This window comes from Streptomyces sp. NPDC005811, from assembly GCF_040630405.1.
Taxonomy (GTDB): Bacteria; Actinomycetota; Actinomycetes; order Streptomycetales; family Streptomycetaceae; genus Streptomyces.
The window spans coordinates 26,623-48,208 of sequence record NZ_JBEXXK010000071.1 but is presented as its reverse complement, the minus strand read 5'-3'; the positions used below and the strand labels follow the sequence as shown (position 1 = coordinate 48,208).

Below are 21,586 nucleotides of genomic sequence, written 5' to 3'. Positions count from 1 at the left end.
CGCGACCGGCCACGACCGGCCCGCAGTTCCCCACGACCTCACTTCTTCTCAGGAGTGACCGGAGCCGGCTCCACGTGCCCCGCACAGGCGGCCCGCCGCGAAGGCACCCGGTCCTGAAGCAGATACGCGTCGAGATGCCCGTTGACGCACTGGTTCGGCCCCCCGGCGATCCCGTGCGTCCCGGAGTCCCGCTCGGTCACCAGCACCGACCCCGACAGCCGCCGGTGCATCTCCAACGCCCCGTCGTACGGCGCCGCGGCATCCCGTTCGGCGGCGAGGATCAGCGTGGGCGGCAGCTCACCGGGCCCGGTCCGCACGTCCACCGGCTTCTGGCGGGCCGCCGGCCAGTACGCGCAGGGCAGGTTGGCCCACACGTTGTCCCAGGTCTCGAACGGCGCCACGCGCGCCAGCCGGGTGTTGTCGCGGTCCCACACCTTCCAGTCCGTCGGCCAGGGCCCGTCGTTGCACTCCACGGCCGTGTAGACGGCGGCGGAGTTCTCCGACTCGGCCGCGGCCTCGGTCACCGGCCCGGCCTGCGCGATCAGCTCCTTCGGGTCTCCCCTCAGATAGTCCGACAGGGCCTGCGCCCGGTGCGGCCAGTAGTCGTCGTAGTACCCGGCCTGGAGGAACGCGCTCTGGAGCTGCGCCGGTCCGACCTTCCCGCCGGCCGGCTCCGCGGCCAGCCGGGCCCGGGCCCGCTCATAGCCGGCCAGCACCTTCTCGGGCGTGTCGCCCAGCCGGTACACCTTGTCGTGCCTCGCGACCCACTCCCGGAAGTCGGTCCAGCGGCTCTCGAACGCCATCGACTGGTCGAGGTTGTTGCGGTACCAGATCCGCTCCGGGTCCGGGTTGACCGCCGCGTCGAACACCATCCGCCGTACGTGCGAGGGGAACAGGGTGGCGTACACCGCCCCGAAGTAGCTGCCGTACGACGCCCCCATGAAGTTCAGCTGCTTCTCGCCCAGCGCGGCCCGCAGCACGTCCAGGTCGCGGGCGTTGTTGATCGAGTTGTAGTGCCGCAGCCCGCTGCCGGACCGCTCGGCGCAGCCGCGCGCGTACGCCTTGGCCTCGGCGATCCGCTCCCGCTTGTACGACTCGGAGGGGTGGACGGGCGCCTGGGAGGGGCCCTTGAAGAACGTCTTGGGGTCCTGGCAGGACACCGGGGCGGAGCGGCCGACACCGCGCGGGTCGTAGCCGACGAGGTCGTACGCCGCGCCGATGCGCTTCCACTCCGGGAGCAGGCCGGCCAGCGGGAAGTACAGCCCGGAGCCGCCCGGGCCGCCGGGGTTGAAGACCAGCGCGCCCTTGCGGGGCACCCGGTGCTTGCTGTTGTGCGGGTCCCGCTGGGTGGCCCTGACCCGGCTGACGGTCAGTTCGATCTGCTTGCCGTTCGGCCGCGCGTAGTCGAGCGGGACGCCGACCGTGCCGCACTCCATGCTGCCGGGCAGATCCTGGGCGTCGGAGCACGTACCGAAGGCGATGCCCCGTGCGGCGGCCCGGGCGGCGGCGAGCGCGACACCGGCGGGAGCGGCGCCGGCCCGCGCGGAGCCGCGGGCGTCCGGGGTGGTGGGAAGGCCGCCTGCGGGGGCGGCGGAGAGGGTGGTCAGGAGCAGGGCTCCCATGGCCGAGTAGAGCGCGGCGGCTCTCATTCGCGTGTCCCTTCGGTGCGCGGCGGCAACAGAAGGGATGTTTCGTACGGCTGTGAGGCAAGGCAAGCACCGCCCCCGGGTGTCGGCGCCAATGCTCCAAGTGCGCCCCCGGGAAGGGGGACGCGCGCGGGTCAGGGCTCGCGGTGGGCGAACGCGGCGCGCAGATCGGGCTCGTCGACCGCGCGGATGCCGAGAACGGCCACGGACGTCAGATACGAACGGTCGTCGCCCCCGGTGCCGCCGGGGTCGCCGGCCCGCCGGGCCAGGGTGCCCAGCAGGCGCTGCCCGGCGGGCGAGGCCCAGCGCGCGTAGGGATGCACCTCCACCCGCGCTATCGCCAGACAGCTCAGGGTGAGGGCCAGGGGCAGCGCGAACCACAGGGCGATCAGGCCCCGCGGCATCCCCGTACCGTCGGAGGGCACCGGAATGAGCAGCGCGACCGCGCCCACGGCCGGCACGAACCCGGCCGCCAGCCGCACCTGACGCACCCCGGCCTCCACCGTCGTACGGGCCCCGTCGGGCACCGCGAGCCCCGCGCTGACCAGCCGGTCGGCGAGACCGCGCACCGCGTCGGCGGACGCCGCCCCGGCCCGCGCCGGCGCGATCCGGGACTGCCCCTCGGGCCCGATGGCGCCGATCACCGACCGCTCCATCTCGTCGCGCCCGCGCGGGTCCACGACGGTGGCCCAGCCGGTGCGGGCGAGCAGCAGCCGCCGCTGCCGGGCCATCGACACCATCGTCAGATCGGCGACCCGGCCGGGTCCGCCGGACAGGAAGGCCGCCTCGTAGAGCGTCAGATCGTGTCCCCGGCCCGCGCCCGCGTCCCCGGTGTCCACGGCCGCCGCACGGACGGCGGCCAGGCACAGCCGGGTGCACGCCGTGCCCGCGGCCGCCCAGGCCAGCAACAGGAGAAGGACCCAGAACATGTCACGTTTCTATGCCGTGTACACGGGAAAACGCCATGGCCTGTTCATCATCCGGACGGAGCGTTGTGGGTACGTGACGTTCCGCTTGGCTCAGGACGGCGACGGCTACGGCGACGGCGTGAGCGGCACCACGACCCCGGGGGTGGCCGTGGGCGAGGGCGTGCCGGTCGCCGTCAGGTCCCGGGCCAGGGCCTCGAAGTCGACGTACCCGGTGGCCTCCAGGATCTCGATGTGGTCCAGGACGGTCGTGTTGGCGTCGTCGGCGAGCGCCCGCACCAGCGAGTTCTGGGTACCGGCCCGCACCTGCGCGACGACGGTGAACACCCGGCCGTGCGCCAGCCGCAGGATGTTGGCGAACTTCCGGTCGAAGTCCACGCCCTGGGCCGCGTTCAGCTCCGCCAGCCAGGCCTTCTGCTGGTCGTTGGGCTCGTTCGGCAGACCCATCCCCAGCTTCGCGGCCACGTCCCGCACCCGCTCGTCCAGGAACGTGTGCCCTTCGACGAGATGCTGCCCGGCGGTCCGTACGGCCTCCGTCGTGCCCTTGCGCTGCGCCAGCTGCCCTGCGGGCAGCTCCCACAGCCCGGCCAGCCGGACCTTGGTGACGAACTCCCGGTCCAGCTCGGACAGCGGACCGTACTGCGTGAGCACGGTCTGCGCGTTCAGTACGTCCGCCCCGGCCGACCCGGTCGACGACTGGTTCGAGTACGACGCGACGGGGATGAACAACGCCACGCAGGTCGCGGCCAGGCCGGTCACGATGATCCCGGTCCCGCTGAAGATGCCTCTGCCCTTGACGGGGGGTCGCGGTCGCATGGGGGCCTCCTGCTCACGGCACCGCACGCCAGTGCGTTTCGGGTGCGAAAAGGCATATTACTGCCCCGGCAACTTGGGCTCCCCGCAGGGGTGAAGGAACGGTGAACGCCCCCGCCGGCGCGCTAGCGCCGGATCAGCGCCCGGCCCACCCGCGCCAGCCGCGATCCCGGCCGCGGGGCCGGCCCCGACCGGTCCAGCCACCAGGTACGCAGCTCCCGCCGGACCCGCCCCTGGGCCGGCGGCCCGTCGAGCAGCACCCGCTCGACGAAGTCCAGGGCGTCCTGCCGGTAGCCGCCGCGCATCGGATGGCTCTGGGCGTACGCGAGGAACGCCGCCCGGTACCCGTCGCCGAGGATGACCGGCAGCTCCGGCGCCACCTTGGCCACCACCCCGGCCCGCTTCGCCGCCAGCGCCCGCGCCTGCACCCCGATCCGCACCCGGTCGAAGCCCTCCGGCACCGGGGTCCCCGCGACGAGCGCGGACAACAGCGCGGCCAGGGCGAGCCCGAGGCGCTGCCGCGTCACGTCACTGACGCCGGTGCCGGGGACGGGTGGAGGTGCCTGTGCGGAAGTGGGGGCGGGGACTACCGCGACGGCGGACGCGAGGGGAGGAGCGAGCGCGGTTCCCGTCCCGCCGCGTTCCCCCGGCGCGCCCCGTGCGCCCCGTCCCGCCCCCGCCGCCGCCCGCGCGTCCCGGCCGAGCCGGACCAGTTCCCGCTTGACCGCGAGCCGTTCCCCGTCCCGCACCGCGTCCCGGATCGACTCCAGCTCCAGCTCCAGTACGGCGGGTTCGGGGAAGTTCTCGTCGCGCTCCAGCAGCACCCCGGGCGGCGAGACCCGGGACGCGAGGTCGGTCAGGATGTCGAGGACCGGACGCGGCACGGGATGGGCGTGGCTGTCGTGCCAGACGCCGTCCCGGACGAATCCGCCCGCGACATGGACGTAGGCGAGGGCCTCCAGGGGCAGTTCGTCGAGCGCCCGGGCGGGGTCCTCGCCGCGGTTGACATGATTGGTGTACAGGTTCGCCACGTCGACGAGCAGCCGTACGCCCGTCCGGTCGGCCAGCTCGTACAGGAACTGCCCCTCCGTCATCTCCTCGCCCGGCCAGGCGATCAGCGCGGCGATGTTCTCGACGGCCAGCGGCACCGGCAGCGCGTCCTGCGCGATACGGACGTTCTCGCACAGCACGTCGAGGGCGTCCCGGGTGCGCGGCACCGGCAGCAGATGACCGGCCTCCAGCCGCGGGGTCGCGGTCAGCGGGCCGCCCGCGCGGACGAACGCGATGTGCTCGGTGACCAGCGGCGACCCCAGGACCGAGGCACGCTCGGCGAGGGCCGAGAGCCGTCCCTCGTCGGGCCGTTCGGCGCCGCCGAGCCCCAGGCCGACGCCGTGCGGCACGACGGTGACCCCGCGCTCGCGCAGCCGCGTCAGCGACGCGGGGAGGTGTCCGGGGCAGGTGTTCTCCGCCACGACCTCGACCCAGTCGATGCCCGGCATCCGCTCCACCGCGTCCGCGATCTCCGGCCGCCAGCCTATGCCCGTTCCCAGTCGTGCCATGGTCACCGCCTCCTTGGTCCCCCCTCGGTGGTGACGGTGGTATGACCCCGCCGCCAGCCGCCGAACCACCCGGCGCCCACCTTCAGAGCTACATTTGAGGTTCGGCCGGGCGCTCCCGGCGCAGGGCCGGATGATCCGCCACGACGGTGCAGCTGCCCGGCGCGATCTCGGTGAAGCCCGCGTCCCGCACCAGCGGCAGCCCGCTCGTCGTCAGCTCCCGCCACCGTCCGGGGGCGGCGGTCCGCACGGCGAGCGCGAAACCGGACGCGCGCCAGGCGTCCCGCTCCTCCTCCGTCAGCTCCCACCAGGCGAGCTGGGCCCCGTGCCCGGTCTGCGCCATCGCCTTGCCGGCGGACATGTCGAGCTCCGGGTTCAGCCAGATGACCGGGACCCCGGGGTCGGCGTCGGCCGGGGGCTCCGGGTCGTCGAGATCGGTCCCGGAGACCTGGAGCCGGGCGAGGTCCTTCGGCCACCCGTCCAGCGGCACCGGCGGAAACACCCGCACCTCGGCGGTCTTCCCGGCGACGGTGACCCCGTCCAGCGCCTCCGCCCGCCGCCACTCGGCCCCACGGGCCCGCCGCACGACCTTGCGGATCCGGGCGTCCTGCCAGTCCCGCACGGCCTGCGCCCATTCCCCGTCGCCCAGCGACCTGTCGTCGCTGAGCAGGACGAGCACGGCCCGAGCGGCGGTCTCGAGCGCGTCGGTACGCCCGGGGGGCGCCGCCTTCTCCATCCGCACGACGAGGGGAAGCACGTACTGCGGCGCGGAATCACGAGAACTGACCGAGGTCTGGAAGGGGCTGTCGCCGGGGGACAGGGAATCGTCGCTCACACCAGCACCCTAAGGGGCGCGATCAGCGACAACGCACCCGCGGACGCCGTACGACAGCATGGACCCCCATGGAACGCGTTCTCCGTCTCACCGACGCCGGCCGCCGCTACGGCTTACGCGGCCCCTGGGTCCTCCGCAACATCGACCTGCACATCGCCCCCGCCACCCTCACCCGCGTAGAAGGCCCCAACGGCACCGGCAAATCCACCCTTCTCCGCCTCCTCGCCCGCATCGACGCCCCGACGGAGGGCCGGGTGAGCGGCCGCCCCCGCACGGCCTACGTCCCCGAACGCTTCCCGGCGGCCCTGCCCTTCACCGCCCTCGGCTACCTCACCCACCTCGGCGCCGTCCACGGCCTGTCCCGCCCGGCCGCCACCCGCGCCGCGGGCGACTGGCTGGAGCGCTTCGGCGCCTCCGCGCACGCCCGCACCCCGATGTCCCAGCTGTCCAAGGGCAGCAGCCAGAAGGTCGCCGTGGCCCAGGCCCTCCTCGCCGAACCGGAGTTGCTGATCCTGGACGAGGCATGGACCGGACTGGACACCGAGGCGCGCGCCGAACTGGAGCGGGCGGTCGCCGAACGCACGGCCGCCGGTGCCGCCGTCGTCTTCGTCGACCACGACCCCCGCCGCCTCTCCGGCACCACGGACGCCGTCCACACGGTCCGCGACGGCACCCTGCACCGCCGTACCGGAGAAGGGGAAGGCGCGGGCGACGGACCGGCCGCCGCCCCCGAGGGACCGCGCACCACGATCGAGGTGCGGGGCCCCGCGTCCCTCCCGCCGGAGGCGGTGGGCAGGGCCACCGTGGCCGAGGAGACGGCCGACCGCACCCACCGCCTCACCGTTCCCGCCTCCCACTCCGACGTCGTCCTGCGCGCCCTGCTGACCGCCCGCCCGCCGTACCACGTGGTGAGCGTGCGTCCGTCCGACCCCGAAGGCCCCCGATGACCGCCCTGCTGCGCTACCAGACCGCCCTGCTCCTGCGCTCCCAGCGCTGGCTGCCGCCGTTCCTGCTGTACGTCGTCTTCCTGGGCATCGGGGTGCAGGGCGGCCAGCCGCTGCTGGACTCGCTCGGCTGGACGGCCGCCGTGCTGCTGCCCACCGCCGCCTGGCTGGTGCGGATCTGCGTCCTGGGCGAGCCCCCGGCCGCCCGGACCGTCGTCGCGGCGGCGGCCGGACCCGCGCGGGCGCACCTCGCCGCCGTGCTGACCGCGCTGGGCGCGGCCGTGCTCCTCGGCACGGTCGCCACGGCGGCGGTCGTGTACATCAGCGACCCGGTCGGCGCGGACCACCAGCACCGCATCCCCGTCCCCGAGGCCGGCGCGGCCGGCCTCCTCGCCGCCCTGACCTGCGCCCTGCTAGGCACGGCCGTCGGCGCGCTCACCGCCCCGCCCGTCCTGCGCTCCACGGGCCGGGCCGTCCCGGCGCTGCTGCTGGCGGCCCTGCTGGCGCTGGTGGTGAGCGGCTCCCCGGCCCACGCGGCGGTCACCGGCCTGGTCACCGGCTCCCGCTCGGCGACGGTCAGCCTTCCGCTGCTCCCGCTCGCCGCCGCCGTACTCGTCACGGCCGCGGCGATCGCGGCGGCCTGCGCGCTCACCTCCCGCAGATCACCCTGACCAGGCGGTCCGCTCCTCCGACGTACGAGGCTCACGACTCCTTCCGTACGGCCCCGATCAGCTCGGACACCTTCACGAACCGGTACCCCCGCCTCCGCAGCTCGGGCACGATCGCCCGCACCGCCCGCTCGGTCACCGGCGCGGCGCTGCGGGTGCAGTGCATGACGACCACGGACCCCGGCCGCACCCCGTCCAGCACCTCCCGGGCCACCGCGTCGGCGTCCGTCGCGAAGGCGTCCCCGCTGACCACGTCCCACTGCACCGCGGTCACCCCGAGCCCGCTGACCGCGCGCAGCGCCCGCTGGTCGTAACAGCCGCCGGGGAACCGGAAGTACGGCATCGCGTCCGGCACCCCCGCCTTGCGGAAGGCGGTGTACGCCCGCTCCACGTCCGCCCGCATCCGGTCCTCGGAGACGGTCGGCAGGCCGTAGCAGTCGCCGGTGAACGCGTAGTGGCTGTAGGAGTGGTTGGCGACCTCGAACAGCGGGTCCCGCCCGATGGAGCGGGCCTCGGCCGGGTACTCCTCGGCCCACCGCCCGGTCATGAACACGGTGGCCGGCACCTTCAGTCCGCGCAGCGCCGAGATCAGCCCCGGGTTGTCGAAGCGCTCCCCGTCCGCCGCCCGCGGTCCCTGATCGGCGGTCATGTCGGCGTCGAAGGTGAGGGCGACGGTCTTGCCGAGCGTGCGCGGACCGTTCTTGAAGACAGGCGTGAGCCCGGCCGGCCCGGGCGCCAGCGTCGGCGCCCGGGAGGGCTCGGCGGAGGCGGAGGCGGAGGCGGAGGGCGAGCCCGGGGCGGACGGGGAGGCGGAAACCGTCGGGCGGTCGGCGGCCCGGGGGGCCTGGGGGGCCGGGGAGGTGCCGCAGGCGGTGAGCGCGGCGCCGAGGGCACAGACGGCGGCCAGACGACGTACAGGAATGATCACCGTACGAACATACGAGAGACCAAGCCTTAGTTATGACCATAGGACTTCGACACTTCCGTCGGCGTCACTCGTCCGCCGCCGGAGGAAGGGGCGGGGGAGAAGGCGGCGGCGGGGGAGAAGGCTGCGGCGGGGGTTCCGTCGGGGGGCCCGGCGGCTGCGGGGCCCGCTCCAGGAAGCGCAGCAGCTCGACCGGGATGGGCAGCACCAGCGTGGAGTTCTTCTCCGCCGCCACCGCCATCACCGTCTGGAGCAGCCGCAGCTGGAGCGCGGACGGGGTGTCGGCCATCTGCTGGGCCGCCTCGGCGAGCTTCCTCGACGCCTGGAGCTCCGCGTCCGCGTTGATGATCCGGGCCCGGCGCTCCCGGTCGGCCTCGGCCTGGCGGGCCATGGAGCGCTTCATGGCGTCCGGCAGGGACACGTCCTTGATCTCGACCCGGTCGATCTGCACACCCCAGCCGATGGCCGGACTGTCGATCATCAGCTCCAGGCCCTCGTTGAGCTTCTCCCGGTTCGAGAGCAGATCGTCCAGCTCGCTCTTGCCGATGATCGAACGCAGCGAGGTCTGCGCCATCTGGGAGACGGCGAACCGGTAGTCCTCGACGTTGATGACCGCCGCCGCCGCGTCCACGACCCGGAAGTAGACCACCGCGTCGACCCGCACCGTCACGTTGTCGCGGGTGATGCCCTCCTGCGCCGGAATGGGCATGGTCACGATCTGCATATTGACCTTGTGCAGCCGGTCCACGGCGGGGATCACCAGGGTGAACCCCGGCGGGCGGGTCTCCCCGCGCAGCCGGCCCAGCCGGAGCACGACCCCGCGCTCGTACTGCTTGACGACCCGCGCGGCCGCCCCGAAATAGACGAGGCTCGCCGCACCGGCCGCCAGGACCGCGCCGAGTACTTCCTCGAGCATGACGACCTCCTCGACAGAGGGCCGTTCTGTCTGCATATGCAACGATATGCCCGCCGCCCGGTCCGGGGCCACGCCCCGGGCCACGGACCGGACGACGGCCCCGCACAGCCCTCGGGCGGTGCGGGGCGGGCCCCTCAGACCGCCGAGGCCCGGACCGGCTCCATCACCCTGACGGGCTCCGTGCCGGCCGCGCTGTGCTGCCGGGCCCAGGACTCCAGGGCCGTGCGGCAGGCGTGGTCGAGGTGGTGCAGACCGGTGAGGTTCAGCTCGACGGGGCGGTCCTGCGGGAGGGCCTCCAGGCTGTCGAGGATCTTTGGCAGCCGTAGGAAGGTCGCGTTGCCCGACAGATGCGCCTGGACCGGCCCGGCGCCCTTGTCGACCACCTCCAGCCGCAGGTGCGAGGCCTCCCAGGCCGTCTTCGCCACGGCGAGCGCCAGACCGATGAGGACCCCCTCGAACATGCTGACCGCGACGATCGACACGGCCGTGACGACCAGGATCAGTGCCTCCCCGCGGTGCTCGCGCCACAGGGACGCGATCGCGCGGAGCGGGACCAGCTTGGCGCCGGCGTGGACGAGGATGCCGGCCAGTGCCGGGATCGGGATGTAGGCCAGCGCCCCCGGCAGCAGGGCCGCGAACAGCAGCAGCCACACGCCGTGCAGCACCCGGGACGCCTTGGTGCGGGCGCCCGCCTGGACGTTGGCCGCGCTGCGCACGATCACCGCGGTCATCGGCAGCGCGCCGAGCAGCCCGCAGAGCACGTTGCCCGCGCCCTGCGCGACCAGTTCCCGGTCGTACTCGGTGCGCGGCCCGTCGTGCAGCCGGTCCACGGCCGCCGCGCTGAACAGCGACTCGGCGGACGCGATCAGGGTGAACGCGACGATCGTGCCGAGCAGTCCGACGCCCGCGAGGTCGCCGAAGGCGGAGAGCGGCGGCGGCTGGATCGAGCCGAGCAGGCCGTGCACCTCCACGGTGGCCACCGGCAGGTCGAGCAGCAGGGCGGCCAGGGTCGCCAGGCCCACCGCGGCGAGCGGTCCCGGCACGGTGCGCACCGTCGCCGGCAGCCGCTTCCACAGCACGAGGACGGCGACGGTCCCCGCGCCGAGCGCGAGCGAGGCCGAGGCGCCGGGGCTGCCGAGCGCGGCCACGAGCGCCGCGGGCAGCCCGGCGATCTTCTCCGGGCCGGAGTCCGGGGCCTTGGCGCCGACCAGCGCGTACAGCTGGCCGGCGATCAGCACCAGACCGATTCCGGCGAGCATGCCCTCGACGACGGAGACCGAGATGGCCCGGAAGTACCGGCCCAGCCCGAGGGCGCCCATGGCGATCTGGAGGGCGCCCGTGGCGAGGACGATCACTCCGAGGGCGGGCAGGCCGAACTCCCGCATCGCCTCGAAGACCAGCACGGTCAGCCCGGCCGCCGGTCCCGAGACCTGGAGGGAGCTGCCGCGCATCAGACCGGTGACGATGCCGCCGACGATGCCGGTGACGAGCCCGAGCTCGGCCGGCACGCCGGAGGCCACGGCCACGCCCACGCAGAGCGGGAGCGCGACCAGGAAGACGACGAGCGAGGCGGCGAAGTCCTGCCGCAGATGGGGGAACCTGGCTATTCGGGTGTTCTTCGGCGGGGTCATCGCGGCGCTCACAGGGCTTCGAAGCCGTCGGTGTCCACGTGGTGTTCGAGCACCGCGCCGGTGTGCACCTCGTAGTACCAGCCGCGCACCCGCAGCCGGCCGTCGGCGAGCCGCTTCTCCACACAGGGGTAGGAGCGCAGCCGCAGCAGCTGGGCGAGGACGTGGTTCTGGACGGCGAGGGCGACCGTCGGGTCGCCGGGGTCGGCGGCCGAGGGCTCGTCGGCGGCGTGCGCGAGCCAGTCGCGGACGGCGGGGACGGCGTCGAGGTCGTCCCCGCGCACCAGCGCGCCGACCGCGCCGCAGTGGGAGTGGCCGCAGACGACGACGTCCTGGACGCCGAGGACCTCCACCGCGTACTCGATGGTGGCGGCCTCGCCGGTGGGGCGCTCGGAGCCGTACGGCGGGACGATGTTGCCCGCGGTGCGCAGCTCGAAGAGCTCGCCGGGACGGGCGCCCGTGATCAGAGCGGGGACGACCCGCGAATCGGAGCAGGTGATGAACAGGACCTGCGGGGACTGGCCTTCGGCGAGCTTGGCGAACTCCTCAGGGCGCTGTCCGAACGTACGGGCGTTGTCGATGAGGGGCTGCATGACGTGGTGACTCCTCCTGGCGCGCTGTGGGGGCGCGTCGGATGTGCAGAACAGGACAGGTGGGGGAACCGCGGTGCTGTGCGGGAGTCGTCGTCAGCAGCGGAAGACCTGGAGCGCCGCCGGGGAGTGGCCCGCCGAGGATCTCGACGAGCGGTGATGGGGGTCGGCCGGGCGGGCCGGCGGATGTTCGGCCGCCGGGTCCAGCGCCAGCAGGGTGCGCTCGGGCTCCTGGGGGGCCGGGGCGGCGCCGACGGTGGCGCGGTGCCGGTCGCGGGGGCGCAGGGGGTCCGCGGGGCCGCCGTGACCGCAGCCGCGGACCACGACGAGTGCGTCGCGCAGCGGCTTGCCGGCGGGTGTGATTCCGGTCTTGGTCTTGGCCTCGGCCTGACGCACCGTGTGCGCGTGTGCGAAGGATGACGCGGGTGCGAAGAACGGGAGGGCGAGCAGGACGGCGGCGAGGAGCGCGAGTGCGGTCCGGGCCGTCGCACCTCGGAACATGTACCCCCCTCCCCGTCGCGCGCACGTCTAGTACAGACCAATGACTGGTCAATGGTTGGTCAAGAAACACGTTAACCCTGCAAAGTTGTTTGCAGGGTTAACTCCGCGTTTCGAGAAGAAGTGCGCCTCAAAAGCGAGGGTGATGTGGCGTGATTTCCCTCTGGACGGACTCCCCTAGACGGCCTCGGCGAGCCGCTTCCCGTCCCGGGCCAGTGCGGTGAGCCGGGAGATCGCCCGGAAGTACTTCTTGCGGTAGCCGCCGTTCAGCATCTCCTCGCTGAACAGCCGGTCGAAGGGGAGCCCGGAGGCCAGTACCGGGACCTCGCGGTCGTAGAGCCGGTCGGCCAGGACGACCAGCCGCAGCGCCGTCGACTGGTCGGGCACGGGCTGGACGTCCGTGAGGCACACCACCTTCAGGCCATCGGTGAGCGCTCCGTAACGGCTGGGGTGGACCCGGGAGAGATGGTCGAGGAGGTGCGGGAAGTCGTCGAGCGAGGAGCCCGGGGTGGCGTACGCCGTCTTCGCCACCTGTTCGTCGGAGTACGGCGCCGGAGCCTCGGGCAGACCGCGGTGGCGGTAGTCCTCGCCGTCGATGCGCAGGGTGCGGAAGTGCGCCGACAGGCCCTGGATCTCGCGCAGGAAGTCGACGGCCGCGAACCGCCCCTCGCCGAGCTTGCCGGGCAGGGTGTTGGAGGTCGCGGCCAGCGCCACCCCCGCCTCGACCAGCTTGCCGAGCAGGGACGACACGAGCACAGTGTCGCCCGGGTCGTCCAGCTCGAACTCGTCGATGCACAGCAGCCGGTGCCCGGAGAGCGTGCGGACCGTCTGCTGGAAGCCGAGGGCGCCGACCAGGTTGGTCAGCTCCACGAAGGTGCCGAACGCCTTCAGCGCGGGCTCGGCCGGGGTGGCGTGCCACAGGGAGGCGAGCAGGTGGGTCTTGCCGACGCCGTAGCCGCCGTCGAGGTAGACCCCGCGCGGACCGGCGGGCGCCTTGGGCGCCTTCGCCCTGCCGAAGCCGAGGAACCCGCGCCGGGCGCCGCCCACGGCGTGCGCCCCGCCGAGCCCGCCCGCGAAGCCCTCCAGGACCGACACGGCCTCGGTCTGGCTGGGCTGGTTCGGGTCCGGGAGGTAGGTGCTGAAGCGCACCGAGTCGAAGCGGGGCGGCGGCACCATCTCGGCGACCAGCCGGTCCGCCGGGACGTACGGTTCGAGGGCGCACAGGGACAGCGGGGCCGCGTCGGCTATCTCGTCGACAGGGGCGGAAGGGGTGGAGGACGACACGGTTCCCCATGCTAATCCGCGTGCCAGACTGCGAGGCATGCGACGGCTGTTCCCTGTGACCGACCAGACACCCGCCCCGACACCCGGCCCCGTGTCCGAGGACCGGGAGTGGAGTCTCGACGAGCTCGCCGAGGCCTACGCCTATCCCGAGCCCGTGCCGGGGGAGCCGCGGCCCTGGCTGCGGGCCAACATGGTCTCCACGCTCGACGGCGCCGCCCAGCACGACGGGCGCTCCCAGCCCATCTCCACCGCGGCCGACATGCGGATCTTCGGCACGCTGAGGGGGCTCGCGGACGTGGTGGTCGTGGGTGCGGAAACGGTACGGCAGGAGGGGTACCGGCCGGCCCGCGCGCGGGCGGAGTTCGCCGGGCGGCGGGAGGCGGCCGGACAGGCGTCCGCCGCCGCGATCGCCGTGGTCACCGCCAGTCTGGACCTGGACCTCTCGCTGCCGCTGTTCACCTCGCCGCTGGTGCCGACCCTGCTGCTGACCGGTGCCGCGGCCGCCCCCGACAAGGTGGCCGCGGCCGAGAAGGCCGGGGCACGGGTGCTGATCGCCGGTGACGGAATGGGCGTGGACCCCGCGCGGGCCGTCGCGGCCCTCGCCGAGCTGGGGCACACCCGGCTGCTGACCGAGGGCGGGCCCCGGATGCTGGGCCAGTTCATCGCCGCCGGGGTGCTGGACGAACTGTGCCTGACCGTCTCCCCGATGCTCACCGCGGGAGGCGCGCAGCGCATCGCGGGCGGGCCCTCGATCCCGGTGCCGCAGCGATTCGCACTGGTGTCCCTCCTGGAGGAGGGAGGTTTCCTGTTCGGCCGCTATCGGCGGTCCTGAAATCGTTCAGTAGTACCGGTGGTCCCGAAAATGGCGGAATAGATCGTTCCGGTTAGCTTCGGGTGGGCACACTAAAACTCGCAGTCCCCGTGAGATCACGGGGCAGGATGGTTTCCGCAGAAGGGGCGGCGTCCGGTGTTCACAAGCGTTCTGATGATCGAGAAAGCACTGACCTCAGCCGACGTGGAGTTCGTCACCACCCTGCACGGGGACGAGGACGTCGCCTTCCACGTCCTGCTCCAGCCGCGCGGCGACCAGGCGGACCGCCTGCTGCGGGCCATCGACGACGTCGCCCTCGGCGAGCTGGACGAGGCGGCGCGGGAGCGGGAGACGCCGGAGGGGGAGGAGGCGAAGGGGTTCGGGGAGCGGGCGCTGGAGGTGTCCCTCCAGGCGCTGCATGCCTCCGGCAGTCCGGCGGAGGGGCGGTTGGTCGAGGACCACCCGCTGGACGCGCTGAAGTCGCTGGTGGAGGAGGTGGAGGCGGACGAGGTGATCGTGCTGACCGATCCTCACTATGTGGAGGAGTTCTTCCACCGGGACTGGGCTTCGCGGGCCCGGCACAAGGTGGGGGTGCCGGTGCTGAAGTTGTTCTCGCACAGCAAGGCGTAAAGGTGTGGTTGTCCGGGTGCAAGTGCGTGGGGGCTTGTCGCGCCCACGCGGCGGAGCCGCAGATCGATACGGTCCCGCGCCCCCAGGGGGGTGCACGGGGCGTGACCCAATAGGCTGGAGCGGATTCACCGTCGTACGCACCCCTGGAGATCACGCATGGCAGCCGCCCTTCCCCCCGCCATGGACCGACCGCACTTCATCGGCATCGGCGGGGCCGGGATGTCGGGGATCGCGAAGATCCTCGCCCAGCGCGGGGCGAAGGTGGCCGGCAGTGACGCCAAGGAGTCCGGGACCGCGGCGGCGCTGCGGGCGCTCGGGGCCACCGTGCACATCGGGCACGCGGCGGAGCACCTCGCGGACGACGCGAGCTGTGTCGTCGTGTCCTCGGCCATCCGCAAGGACAACCCGGAGCTGGCCCGCGCGGCCGAGCTGGGCATCCCGGTCGTGCACCGTTCCGACGCGCTCGCCGCGCTGATGGACGGGCTGCGCCCGATCGCGGTCGCCGGCACCCACGGCAAGACCACCACGACGTCCATGCTGGCGGTCTCGCTCTCCGAGCTGGGACTGAAGCCGTCGTACGCGATCGGCGGCGACCTGGACGCCCCCGGCTCCAACGCCCTGCACGGCGACGGCGAGATCTTCGTCGCCGAGGCGGATGAATCGGACCGCAGCTTCCACAAGTACGCCCCCGAGGTCGCGATCGTCCTCAACGTGGAGCTGGACCACCACGCCAACTACGCCTCGATGGACGAGATCTACGAGTCCTTCGAGACCTTCGCCGGGAAGATCGTGCCCGGCGGCACGCTGGTGGTCTCCGCCGACCAGGCGGGCGCCCGTGAGCTGACCCGGCGGGTCGAGGGCGTGCGGGTGGTGACGTACGGCGAGGCCGAGGACGCCGACGTCCGGGTGCTGTCGGTCGTACCGCAGGGGCTGAAGAGCCTGGTGACGGTGGTGCTGGACGGGCGGGAGCTCACCTTCACGGTGTCCGTGCCCGGCCGGCACTACGCGCTCAACGCCGTCGCCGCGCTGACCGCGGGGGCCGCCCTCGGTGTCCCCGCCGCCGAGCTGGCGCCCGCGATCGCCGCGTACACGGGCGTCAAGCGGCGCCTCCAGCTCAAGGGCGAGGCGGCCGGCGTCCAGGTGATCGACTCCTACGCCCACCACCCCACCGAGATGACCGCCGACCTCGAGGCGATGCGCTCCGCGGCCGGTGACGCCCGCATCCTGGTCGTGTTCCAGCCGCACCTGTTCTCCCGCACGCAGGAGCTCGGCACCGAGATGGGACAGTCGCTGGCCCTGGCCGACGCCTCCGTCGTCCTCGACATCTACCCGGCCCGTGAGGACCCGGTCCCGGGGGTGACGAGCGCCCTGATCATCGACGCGGCCCGGGCGGCCGGCGCGGACGTGACGGCCGTGCACGACAAGGACGAGGTGCCCTCCGTGATCGCGGGAATGGCGAAGCCCGGTGATCTCGTTCTCACCATGGGCGCGGGCGACGTGACCGACCTGGGCCCGCGCATTCTGGACCGTCTTTCGAACTGAGGGGCTGAGAATCGTGTCGTACGACGTCGAGAAGCCGGACGAGCAGTGGCGGGCGGAGCTGACGCCGGGCGAGTACGCCGTGCTGCGCCAGGCCGCGACGGAGCCCGCCTTCACCGGTGAGTACACCGACACCAAGACCGAGGGCGTCTACTCCTGTCGCGCCTGCGGCGCCGAACTGTTCACCTCCGGCACCAAGTTCGACTCGCACTGCGGCTGGCCGTCCTTCTTCGACCCGAAGGACACCGACGCGGTCGAGCTGATCGAGGACCGCTCGCACGGGATGCTCCGCACCGAGGTGCGCTGCGCCCGCTGCGGCTCCCACCTCGGGCATGTGTTCGAGGGTGAGGGGTATGCGACCCCGACGGACCAGCGCTACTGCATCAACAGCATCTCGCTGCGGCTGGCGCCGGACGCGGGCTGAGGCCGCGGCCCCGACGCCGGTCACAGCAGCTTGCGCTGCACCATCGCCGACAGCACCAGCATTCCCGGCAGCAGCGGCAGCCAGACGGTGAGGGTGCGGTAGCCGATCACGGTGGCGGTGGCCAGGGCGAGCGGGGTGCCGTAGCCGGCCAGGGTGAGGATCAGGGCCGCGTCCACCGGGCCGATGCCACCCGGGGCGGGGACGGCCCCCGCGGCGGTGCTGGCGGCGAGGAACGCGAACAGCAACTGGGGCCAGGACAGGGGCAGGTCGAGCGCCTTGCCCACCGAGGCCACCACGCTCGCCTGGATCAGCGGGGCGGCGGCGGCCCCGCCCCACAGGGGCAGGAAACGGCCCGGACGCGTGTGCAGGTGGCGCGCGTCCGTGAGCGCCGTGCGGACGAACTCCATGACCGGGCCGCGCACCGCCCGCACCAGGGCCAGCACCACCGCGGCCCCGGCGGGCACCAGGAGCAGTCCGGCCACCGCGCCCAGCAGGGTCCGGCCGTCCGGGACGAGTGCGGCGGGGCGTACCGCAGTGGGGGCGAGCAGCAGGAAGGCGAGCACCACCGGGGTCTTCGCCACCGCTCTGACCAGTGAGTACAGCGCGATGGAGGCGGTCGCCCGGGGGAGCGGCACGCCCTGGCGCTGGAGGAAGCGGACGGTCACCGCGTGGGCGCCGATGCTCGCGGGCAGGACATGGTTCGCGGCGCCCGCGGCGATCTGGGAGGCCACCAGCGGACCCGGCGGCAACCGGTCCGGGACTGCTCCCTGGCGGACGCAGGCGGCGGCGACCGAGCCGAGGTAGGTGAAGACCAGACCGGCCAGCAGCCACCACGGGTCGGCCCCGGCCAGCCGGGCGGTGCCGTCGCGCACGGCGTGCCAGTCGACGGCCGCCCACACCCCCAGATACAGCACGGGCAGCAGACTCACGGCGTGCCGGGCGGCCGGGCGGAGGCGGCGGGGGACCGCGCTCGCCGGCGGGGGCGGGGTGGCGGGGCACTCGGAGGAGGCGGTGCCGCAGAGCGCGGGGAGCCGGGGCGTGCCTTCGGGGTGGTCCGGCGCGGCGGGGAGCGGGGGTGTGGTGGCGGGGCTGGTGGGGAGCGGCAGCAGGGTCACGGCGCACGTCGTCCTTCCGCGGCGCCACGGCGGCGCCGTACAGGCCCTGGGTGGGGAGGGGACGGGGGAGAAGTTTCCCCTCCGGTGTGACGGCGTGGTGTCCGGGAGCCGACGAGGTGCGGGCGGAGGGGCGACCGGGGTGCGGTGCGGTTGGGGGAGTTCTGCCCTGGCCGGGTACGGGTCATCCCGTCGGCGCCGGGGTTCAGGCGCGTCCCAGGGGCAGGGTCAGCAGGAACGCGGTGGGCTCCGGGGGCTCGGCGAGTTCCAGCGTGCCGCCGTGGGCGCGGACCAGGGAACGGGCCACGGACAGACCGAGTCCGCTGCCGCCGCGGTCGCGGCTGCGGGCCTTGTCGACCCGGTAGAAGCGGTCGAAGACCCGGTCCCGGTCGCCGGGCGGTATGCCGGGGCCCCGGTCGGAGACCCGGACGCGGGCCGTGCCGGGGGAGGCCGAGACCTCGATGCGCACCGGGGTGCCGGGCGGGGTGTGCACGGCCGCGTTGGTGAGGAGGTTGTCCAGGACCTGGCGGATGCGGTGCGGGTCCATGCGCAGAGGGAGGTCGGCGGGGCCCGGGGCGAGCGTCAGGGGGTGGCCGGGGTGGCTCGCGCGGAACGCGTCGGCCGCCTGGGCGACCAGGTCCACCAGGTCGGCGTCCTCCATCCTGAGCGGGGTCTCCACCTCCGCCGCGTCGAGGCGGGCGAGCAGCAGCAGGTCGTCGAGGAGGAAGCCCATCCGGGCCGCCTCGGCGCGCAGCCGGGCCAGGTGCCGGTCGCGCTCCTCGGGGGCGTTGGCGGCCGCGTACTGGAAGAGGTCCGCGTAGCCGCGCACCGACATCAGCGGGGTGCGCAGTTCGTGGGAGGCGTCCGCGACGAACCGGCGCAGCCGCTGCTCGGCCTGCGCCCGCACGGCGAGCGAGTCGTCGATGTGCTCCAGCATGGTGTTGAAGGCGGTGCGCAGCTCCTCCACCTCCGGGCCGCCGCCCGGGCGGTCGGCACGCAGCGGCAGCCGGGACGCCGACTCGGTCAGGTCGTGGGAGGCGATGCCGTGTGCGGTGTGCGCCATGTCGCTGAGCGGCTGGAGCCCGCGCCGCAGCATGGCCCGCCCGCACACCACCAGGGCCGCGAGCGCGAGCACGAACGTGACGACCTGGATGGTGATCAGGTGCTGGACGGTGTTGTCGATGTCCTCCATCGGCGCCCCGCTGACCAGGATCACCCCCGGCTCCACCTCGCAGGCGCGCAGCCGGTACACGCCGTCGCCCCGCAGGTGCGCGGTGCTCACCACCTCGTGGTCGGTGACGGCCTGCTCCCGGGCCAGCGTGGTGAGGTCGGCGGCGTCCTCGGGCACGTCGCCCGGGTCCTCCGGCTCGCGCAGCACGGGTGTGCCGTCGCGCACGTCGTACACGGCGTAGTACCAGCCCCAGTACTTCTTCCCGGTCAGGCTTCCGGAGTCGACGATGCTCTTGGTCTGGGCGGCCTGGGCGATCGCGAGCTGCTCGTTGAGCTGGGCCGACAGGTAGTCCCGCATATAGGTGGTCAGGGCCGTGCCGACGACGGCGAACACCACCAGGGCCAGCGCGCCGAGGCTCAGCGCCAGCCGGGTGCCGAGCCGCATCCCGCGGTACGTCCGCCGCAGTCGGCCGAGCGCTCGGCTCACTCGGCCGCCGCCTGCCGGATGACGTACCCGAAGCCCCGTACCGTCTGGATCAGCGGATCGTCGCCGGTCGCGTCCAGCTTGCGGCGCAGCCGGCTCACCACCAGCTCCACCACGTTGGACCGGCCGCCGAAGCCGTACTCCCACACATGGTCGAGGATCTGCGCCTTGGTCAGCACGGTCGGCGACTTGCGCATGAGGTAGCGCAGCACCTCGTACTCGGTGGGGGTGAGCGTCAGCAGCTTCCCGGTGCGGCGGACCTCGCGGGTGTCCTCGTCCATGGTCAGGTCGGCGACCCGCAGCACCGAGCGCTGGAAGCCGGGCCCGGAGCTGCGCCGCAGCACGGTCCGCAGCCGGGCCATCAGCTCCTCCACGGCGAACGGTTTCACCAGGTAGTCGTCCCCGCCCCGGGTCAGCCCGGCGACCCGGTCGGCGACCCCGTCCCGGGCCGTGAGGAACACCACCGGCACCATGGTCCCGGACCGCCGCAGCCGGTCCAGGACGCCGAAGCCGTCGATGTCGGGCAGCATCAGGTCGAGCACCACGATGTCGGGATGGAACTCGGCGGCGCGGCGCAGCGCTTCCTCACCGGTGTTCGCGGTGACGGCGTTCCAGCCCTCGTAACGGGCGACCGTCGCCACGAGATCGGCGATCGGCGGGTCGTCGTCCACGACGAGGAGTCGTACTTTTTCCACCCGCTCATAGTGCGTCACGCCCGCCACGGCGCCAGACCCGCGTCGGTCCCGCGGGCGGATCGATAAACTCTTGAAAGTTGTACGACAGCAAATCGACAGCACAGCACGGACAAGCTCTGTGTTCTGAGGACCCGATCAAGGAGTTTCCGTCCGTGACGACCGTCCAGTCGCCTCCCGTTCCCCCCACGGCGATACGTCCCAAAGTAGTGGCCCGCACCGGCCTGTATGCCGTGCTGGCCGCGAACGCGGCCGTCGTGACCCTCTTCGCCGTGCAGGCGGGCTTCGCCGCCAACGCGCTCGTCGTGATCGGCCGGTTCGCCGGTCTGTACGGCGCGCTGCTGATGGCGTTCCAGCTGCTGCTCGTGGCCCGGCTGCCCTGGCTCGACCGCCGGATCGGCATGGACCGGCTGACCAACTGGCACCGCTGGACCGGCTTCGGTCTGCTGTGGACGCTGGTCGGGCATGTGGTGTTCATCACCCTCGGCTACGCCCAGTCCTCCTCCATGGACCCGGTCAGCCAGCTCGTCGACCTCGCCGAGACCGTCGAGGGCGTGCTGCGCGCCACGGTCGCCCTGGTGCTGATCCTGGTCGTCGGCGGCGTCTCCGCCCGCTGGGCCCGCCGCCGGCTCGCCTACGAGACCTGGCACTTCATCCACCTGTACACGTACGTCGCCGTGGTGCTGGCCTTCACCCACCAGGTCGCGGTCGGTACGACGTTCACCGCGTCGTCCGCCGCCACCGCGTACTGGTACGGCGTCTGGGGCGTCGCCCTCGGCTCGGTGGCGCTCGGCCGGGCGGTCCTGCCGCTGTGGCGCAACTGGCGTCACCAGCTGCGCGTCGAGAAGGTCGTGCCCGAGTCGGACAACGTCGTGTCCGTCTACATCACCGGCCGTGACCTGGACAAACTGCCCGCGCGCGCCGGCCAGTTCTTCCTGTGGCGCTTCCTGACGAAGGACCGCTGGTGGCAGGCGAACCCCTTCTCCCTCTCGGCCGCCCCCGACGGCAGCCGGCTGCGGCTGACCGCCAAGGCCGCCGGTGACGGCTCCGCGGGCCTGCGCCACATCAAGCCCGGCACCCGTGTCTTCGCCGAGGGCCCCTACGGCGCCTTCACCGCGATGCACCGCACCCGCCCCGAGTCCCTGCTGATCGCCGGCGGCGTCGGTGTCACGCCCATCCGGGCGCTGCTGGAGGAGATCGAGGGCCACGCGGTCGTCGTCTACCGCGTCGGCGCCGAGCGCGACGCCGTCCTCCACGACGAGCTGCGCGACCTCGCCGTCGCCAAGGGCGCCGAGCTGCACCTGGTCACCGGTCCGCCGGTGCCGGACCGGCTGGCGCCGCGCGAGCTGGCCGCGCTGGTGCCGGACATCGCCGAGCGGGACGTCTTCCTGTGCGGACCCCCGCCGATGATGAACGCGGTGCTGGGATCCCTGCGCGAGCTGGACGTGCCCAGGCAGCAGATCCACTTCGAGCGTTTCAGCCTGGCGGGATGAGA

The 21,586-nt window shown here is 73.4% G+C and carries 21 protein-coding genes; 7 read left to right on the top strand and 14 right to left on the bottom strand.

Going from position 1 to position 21,586, the window contains the following annotated elements; translation table 11 throughout:
• Window positions 1–38: 38 nt before the first annotated feature.
• The 5 genes from ABZ490_RS45955 to ABZ490_RS45935 form a co-directional block, all read right to left on the bottom strand.
• The gene (locus tag ABZ490_RS45955; RefSeq protein ID WP_359004742.1) at window positions 39–1,649 is read right to left on the bottom strand and encodes an alpha/beta hydrolase; all 1,611 of its coding nucleotides are present in this window, start codon (window positions 1,647–1,649) and stop codon (window positions 39–41) included.
• Between the two features lie 131 nt (window positions 1,650–1,780).
• Window positions 1,781–2,575, bottom strand: a complete 795-nt coding sequence (locus ABZ490_RS45950; RefSeq protein WP_359004739.1) for a TIGR04222 domain-containing membrane protein — start codon at window positions 2,573–2,575, stop codon at window positions 1,781–1,783.
• A 105-nt stretch (window positions 2,576–2,680) separates the two neighbouring features.
• Window positions 2,681–3,388, bottom strand: coding sequence for a DUF4142 domain-containing protein (locus ABZ490_RS45945; protein ID WP_359004736.1), 708 nt, complete (start codon window positions 3,386–3,388; stop codon window positions 2,681–2,683).
• A gap of 122 nt (window positions 3,389–3,510) precedes the next feature.
• Window positions 3,511–4,944, bottom strand: coding sequence for a DUF692 domain-containing protein (locus ABZ490_RS45940; protein WP_359004733.1), 1,434 nt, complete (start codon window positions 4,942–4,944; stop codon window positions 3,511–3,513).
• An 88-nt stretch (window positions 4,945–5,032) separates the two neighbouring features.
• Window positions 5,033–5,776, bottom strand: coding sequence for an aminoacyl-tRNA hydrolase (locus ABZ490_RS45935; protein WP_359004730.1), 744 nt, complete (start codon window positions 5,774–5,776; stop codon window positions 5,033–5,035).
• 68 nt (window positions 5,777–5,844) lie between these two features.
• Here ABZ490_RS45935 and ABZ490_RS45930 point away from each other — a divergent pair, with 68 nt between their 5' ends.
• Window positions 5,845–6,723, top strand: a complete 879-nt coding sequence (locus ABZ490_RS45930) for an ATP-binding cassette domain-containing protein (RefSeq protein ID WP_359004727.1) — start codon at window positions 5,845–5,847, stop codon at window positions 6,721–6,723.
• A complete protein-coding gene (locus ABZ490_RS45925; RefSeq protein WP_359004724.1) occupies window positions 6,720–7,391 on the top strand; it encodes an ABC transporter in 672 nt (223 codons plus the stop codon). The genes ABZ490_RS45930 and ABZ490_RS45925 overlap by 4 nt, the downstream gene beginning before the upstream one ends.
• Before the next feature lie 31 nt (window positions 7,392–7,422).
• Here the strand turns inward: ABZ490_RS45925 and ABZ490_RS45920 are convergent, their stop codons facing one another.
• The 6 genes from ABZ490_RS45920 to zapE all read right to left on the bottom strand — a co-directional run bounded on the left by ABZ490_RS45920 (window position 7,423) and on the right by zapE (window position 13,229).
• Entirely contained in the window at window positions 7,423–8,316 is an 894-nt protein-coding gene (locus ABZ490_RS45920; protein ID WP_359004721.1) for a polysaccharide deacetylase family protein, read from the bottom strand.
• Window positions 8,317–8,380: 64 nt separating this feature from the next.
• Window positions 8,381–9,229 (bottom strand): slipin family protein, encoded by an 849-nt coding sequence (locus ABZ490_RS45915; protein ID WP_359004718.1) that lies wholly within the window; start codon window positions 9,227–9,229, stop codon window positions 8,381–8,383.
• 134 nt (window positions 9,230–9,363) lie between these two features.
• Complete coding sequence (locus tag ABZ490_RS45910; RefSeq protein ID WP_359004715.1) at window positions 9,364–10,860, bottom strand: SulP family inorganic anion transporter; 1,497 nt, start codon at window positions 10,858–10,860, stop codon at window positions 9,364–9,366.
• Between the two features lie 8 nt (window positions 10,861–10,868).
• A complete protein-coding gene (locus ABZ490_RS45905) occupies window positions 10,869–11,450 on the bottom strand; it encodes a carbonic anhydrase (protein ID WP_359004712.1) in 582 nt (193 codons plus the stop codon).
• 93 nt (window positions 11,451–11,543) lie between these two features.
• The gene (locus tag ABZ490_RS45900; protein WP_359004709.1) at window positions 11,544–11,948 is read right to left on the bottom strand and encodes a hypothetical protein; all 405 of its coding nucleotides are present in this window, start codon (window positions 11,946–11,948) and stop codon (window positions 11,544–11,546) included.
• Window positions 11,949–12,122: 174 nt separating this feature from the next.
• Window positions 12,123–13,229 (bottom strand): cell division protein ZapE, encoded by a 1,107-nt coding sequence (gene zapE, locus ABZ490_RS45895; protein WP_359004706.1) that lies wholly within the window; start codon window positions 13,227–13,229, stop codon window positions 12,123–12,125.
• Between the two features lie 37 nt (window positions 13,230–13,266).
• Between zapE and ABZ490_RS45890 the strand changes: the two genes are divergently transcribed.
• The 4 genes from ABZ490_RS45890 to msrB all read left to right on the top strand — a co-directional run bounded on the left by ABZ490_RS45890 (window position 13,267) and on the right by msrB (window position 16,633).
• The gene (locus ABZ490_RS45890) at window positions 13,267–14,061 is read left to right on the top strand and encodes a pyrimidine reductase family protein (RefSeq protein WP_359004703.1); all 795 of its coding nucleotides are present in this window, start codon (window positions 13,267–13,269) and stop codon (window positions 14,059–14,061) included.
• A gap of 135 nt (window positions 14,062–14,196) precedes the next feature.
• Window positions 14,197–14,670 (top strand): indole-3-glycerol phosphate synthase, encoded by a 474-nt coding sequence (locus tag ABZ490_RS45885; protein WP_359004700.1) that lies wholly within the window; start codon window positions 14,197–14,199, stop codon window positions 14,668–14,670.
• Between the two features lie 156 nt (window positions 14,671–14,826).
• A complete protein-coding gene (gene murC, locus ABZ490_RS45880; protein WP_359004697.1) occupies window positions 14,827–16,212 on the top strand; it encodes a UDP-N-acetylmuramate--L-alanine ligase in 1,386 nt (461 codons plus the stop codon).
• A 13-nt stretch (window positions 16,213–16,225) separates the two neighbouring features.
• Window positions 16,226–16,633: a peptide-methionine (R)-S-oxide reductase MsrB gene (gene msrB / locus ABZ490_RS45875; protein ID WP_359004694.1), complete on the top strand. Its 408-nt coding sequence runs from the start codon at window positions 16,226–16,228 to the stop codon at window positions 16,631–16,633.
• Window positions 16,634–16,653: 20 nt separating this feature from the next.
• Here msrB and ABZ490_RS45870 read toward each other — a convergent pair whose 3' ends face one another.
• From ABZ490_RS45870 to ABZ490_RS45860, 3 genes are all read right to left on the bottom strand, one after another.
• Window positions 16,654–17,748, bottom strand: coding sequence for a lysylphosphatidylglycerol synthase transmembrane domain-containing protein (locus tag ABZ490_RS45870; protein ID WP_359004691.1), 1,095 nt, complete (start codon window positions 17,746–17,748; stop codon window positions 16,654–16,656).
• 202 nt (window positions 17,749–17,950) lie between these two features.
• A complete protein-coding gene (locus tag ABZ490_RS45865; RefSeq protein ID WP_359004771.1) occupies window positions 17,951–19,360 on the bottom strand; it encodes a HAMP domain-containing sensor histidine kinase in 1,410 nt (469 codons plus the stop codon).
• Between the two features lie 38 nt (window positions 19,361–19,398).
• Window positions 19,399–20,094: a response regulator transcription factor gene (locus ABZ490_RS45860; protein ID WP_359004688.1), complete on the bottom strand. Its 696-nt coding sequence runs from the start codon at window positions 20,092–20,094 to the stop codon at window positions 19,399–19,401.
• Between the two features lie 152 nt (window positions 20,095–20,246).
• Between ABZ490_RS45860 and ABZ490_RS45855 the strand changes: the two genes are divergently transcribed.
• Entirely contained in the window at window positions 20,247–21,584 is a 1,338-nt protein-coding gene (locus tag ABZ490_RS45855) for a ferredoxin reductase family protein (RefSeq protein ID WP_359004684.1), read from the top strand.
• Window positions 21,585–21,586: the final 2 nt, after the last annotated feature.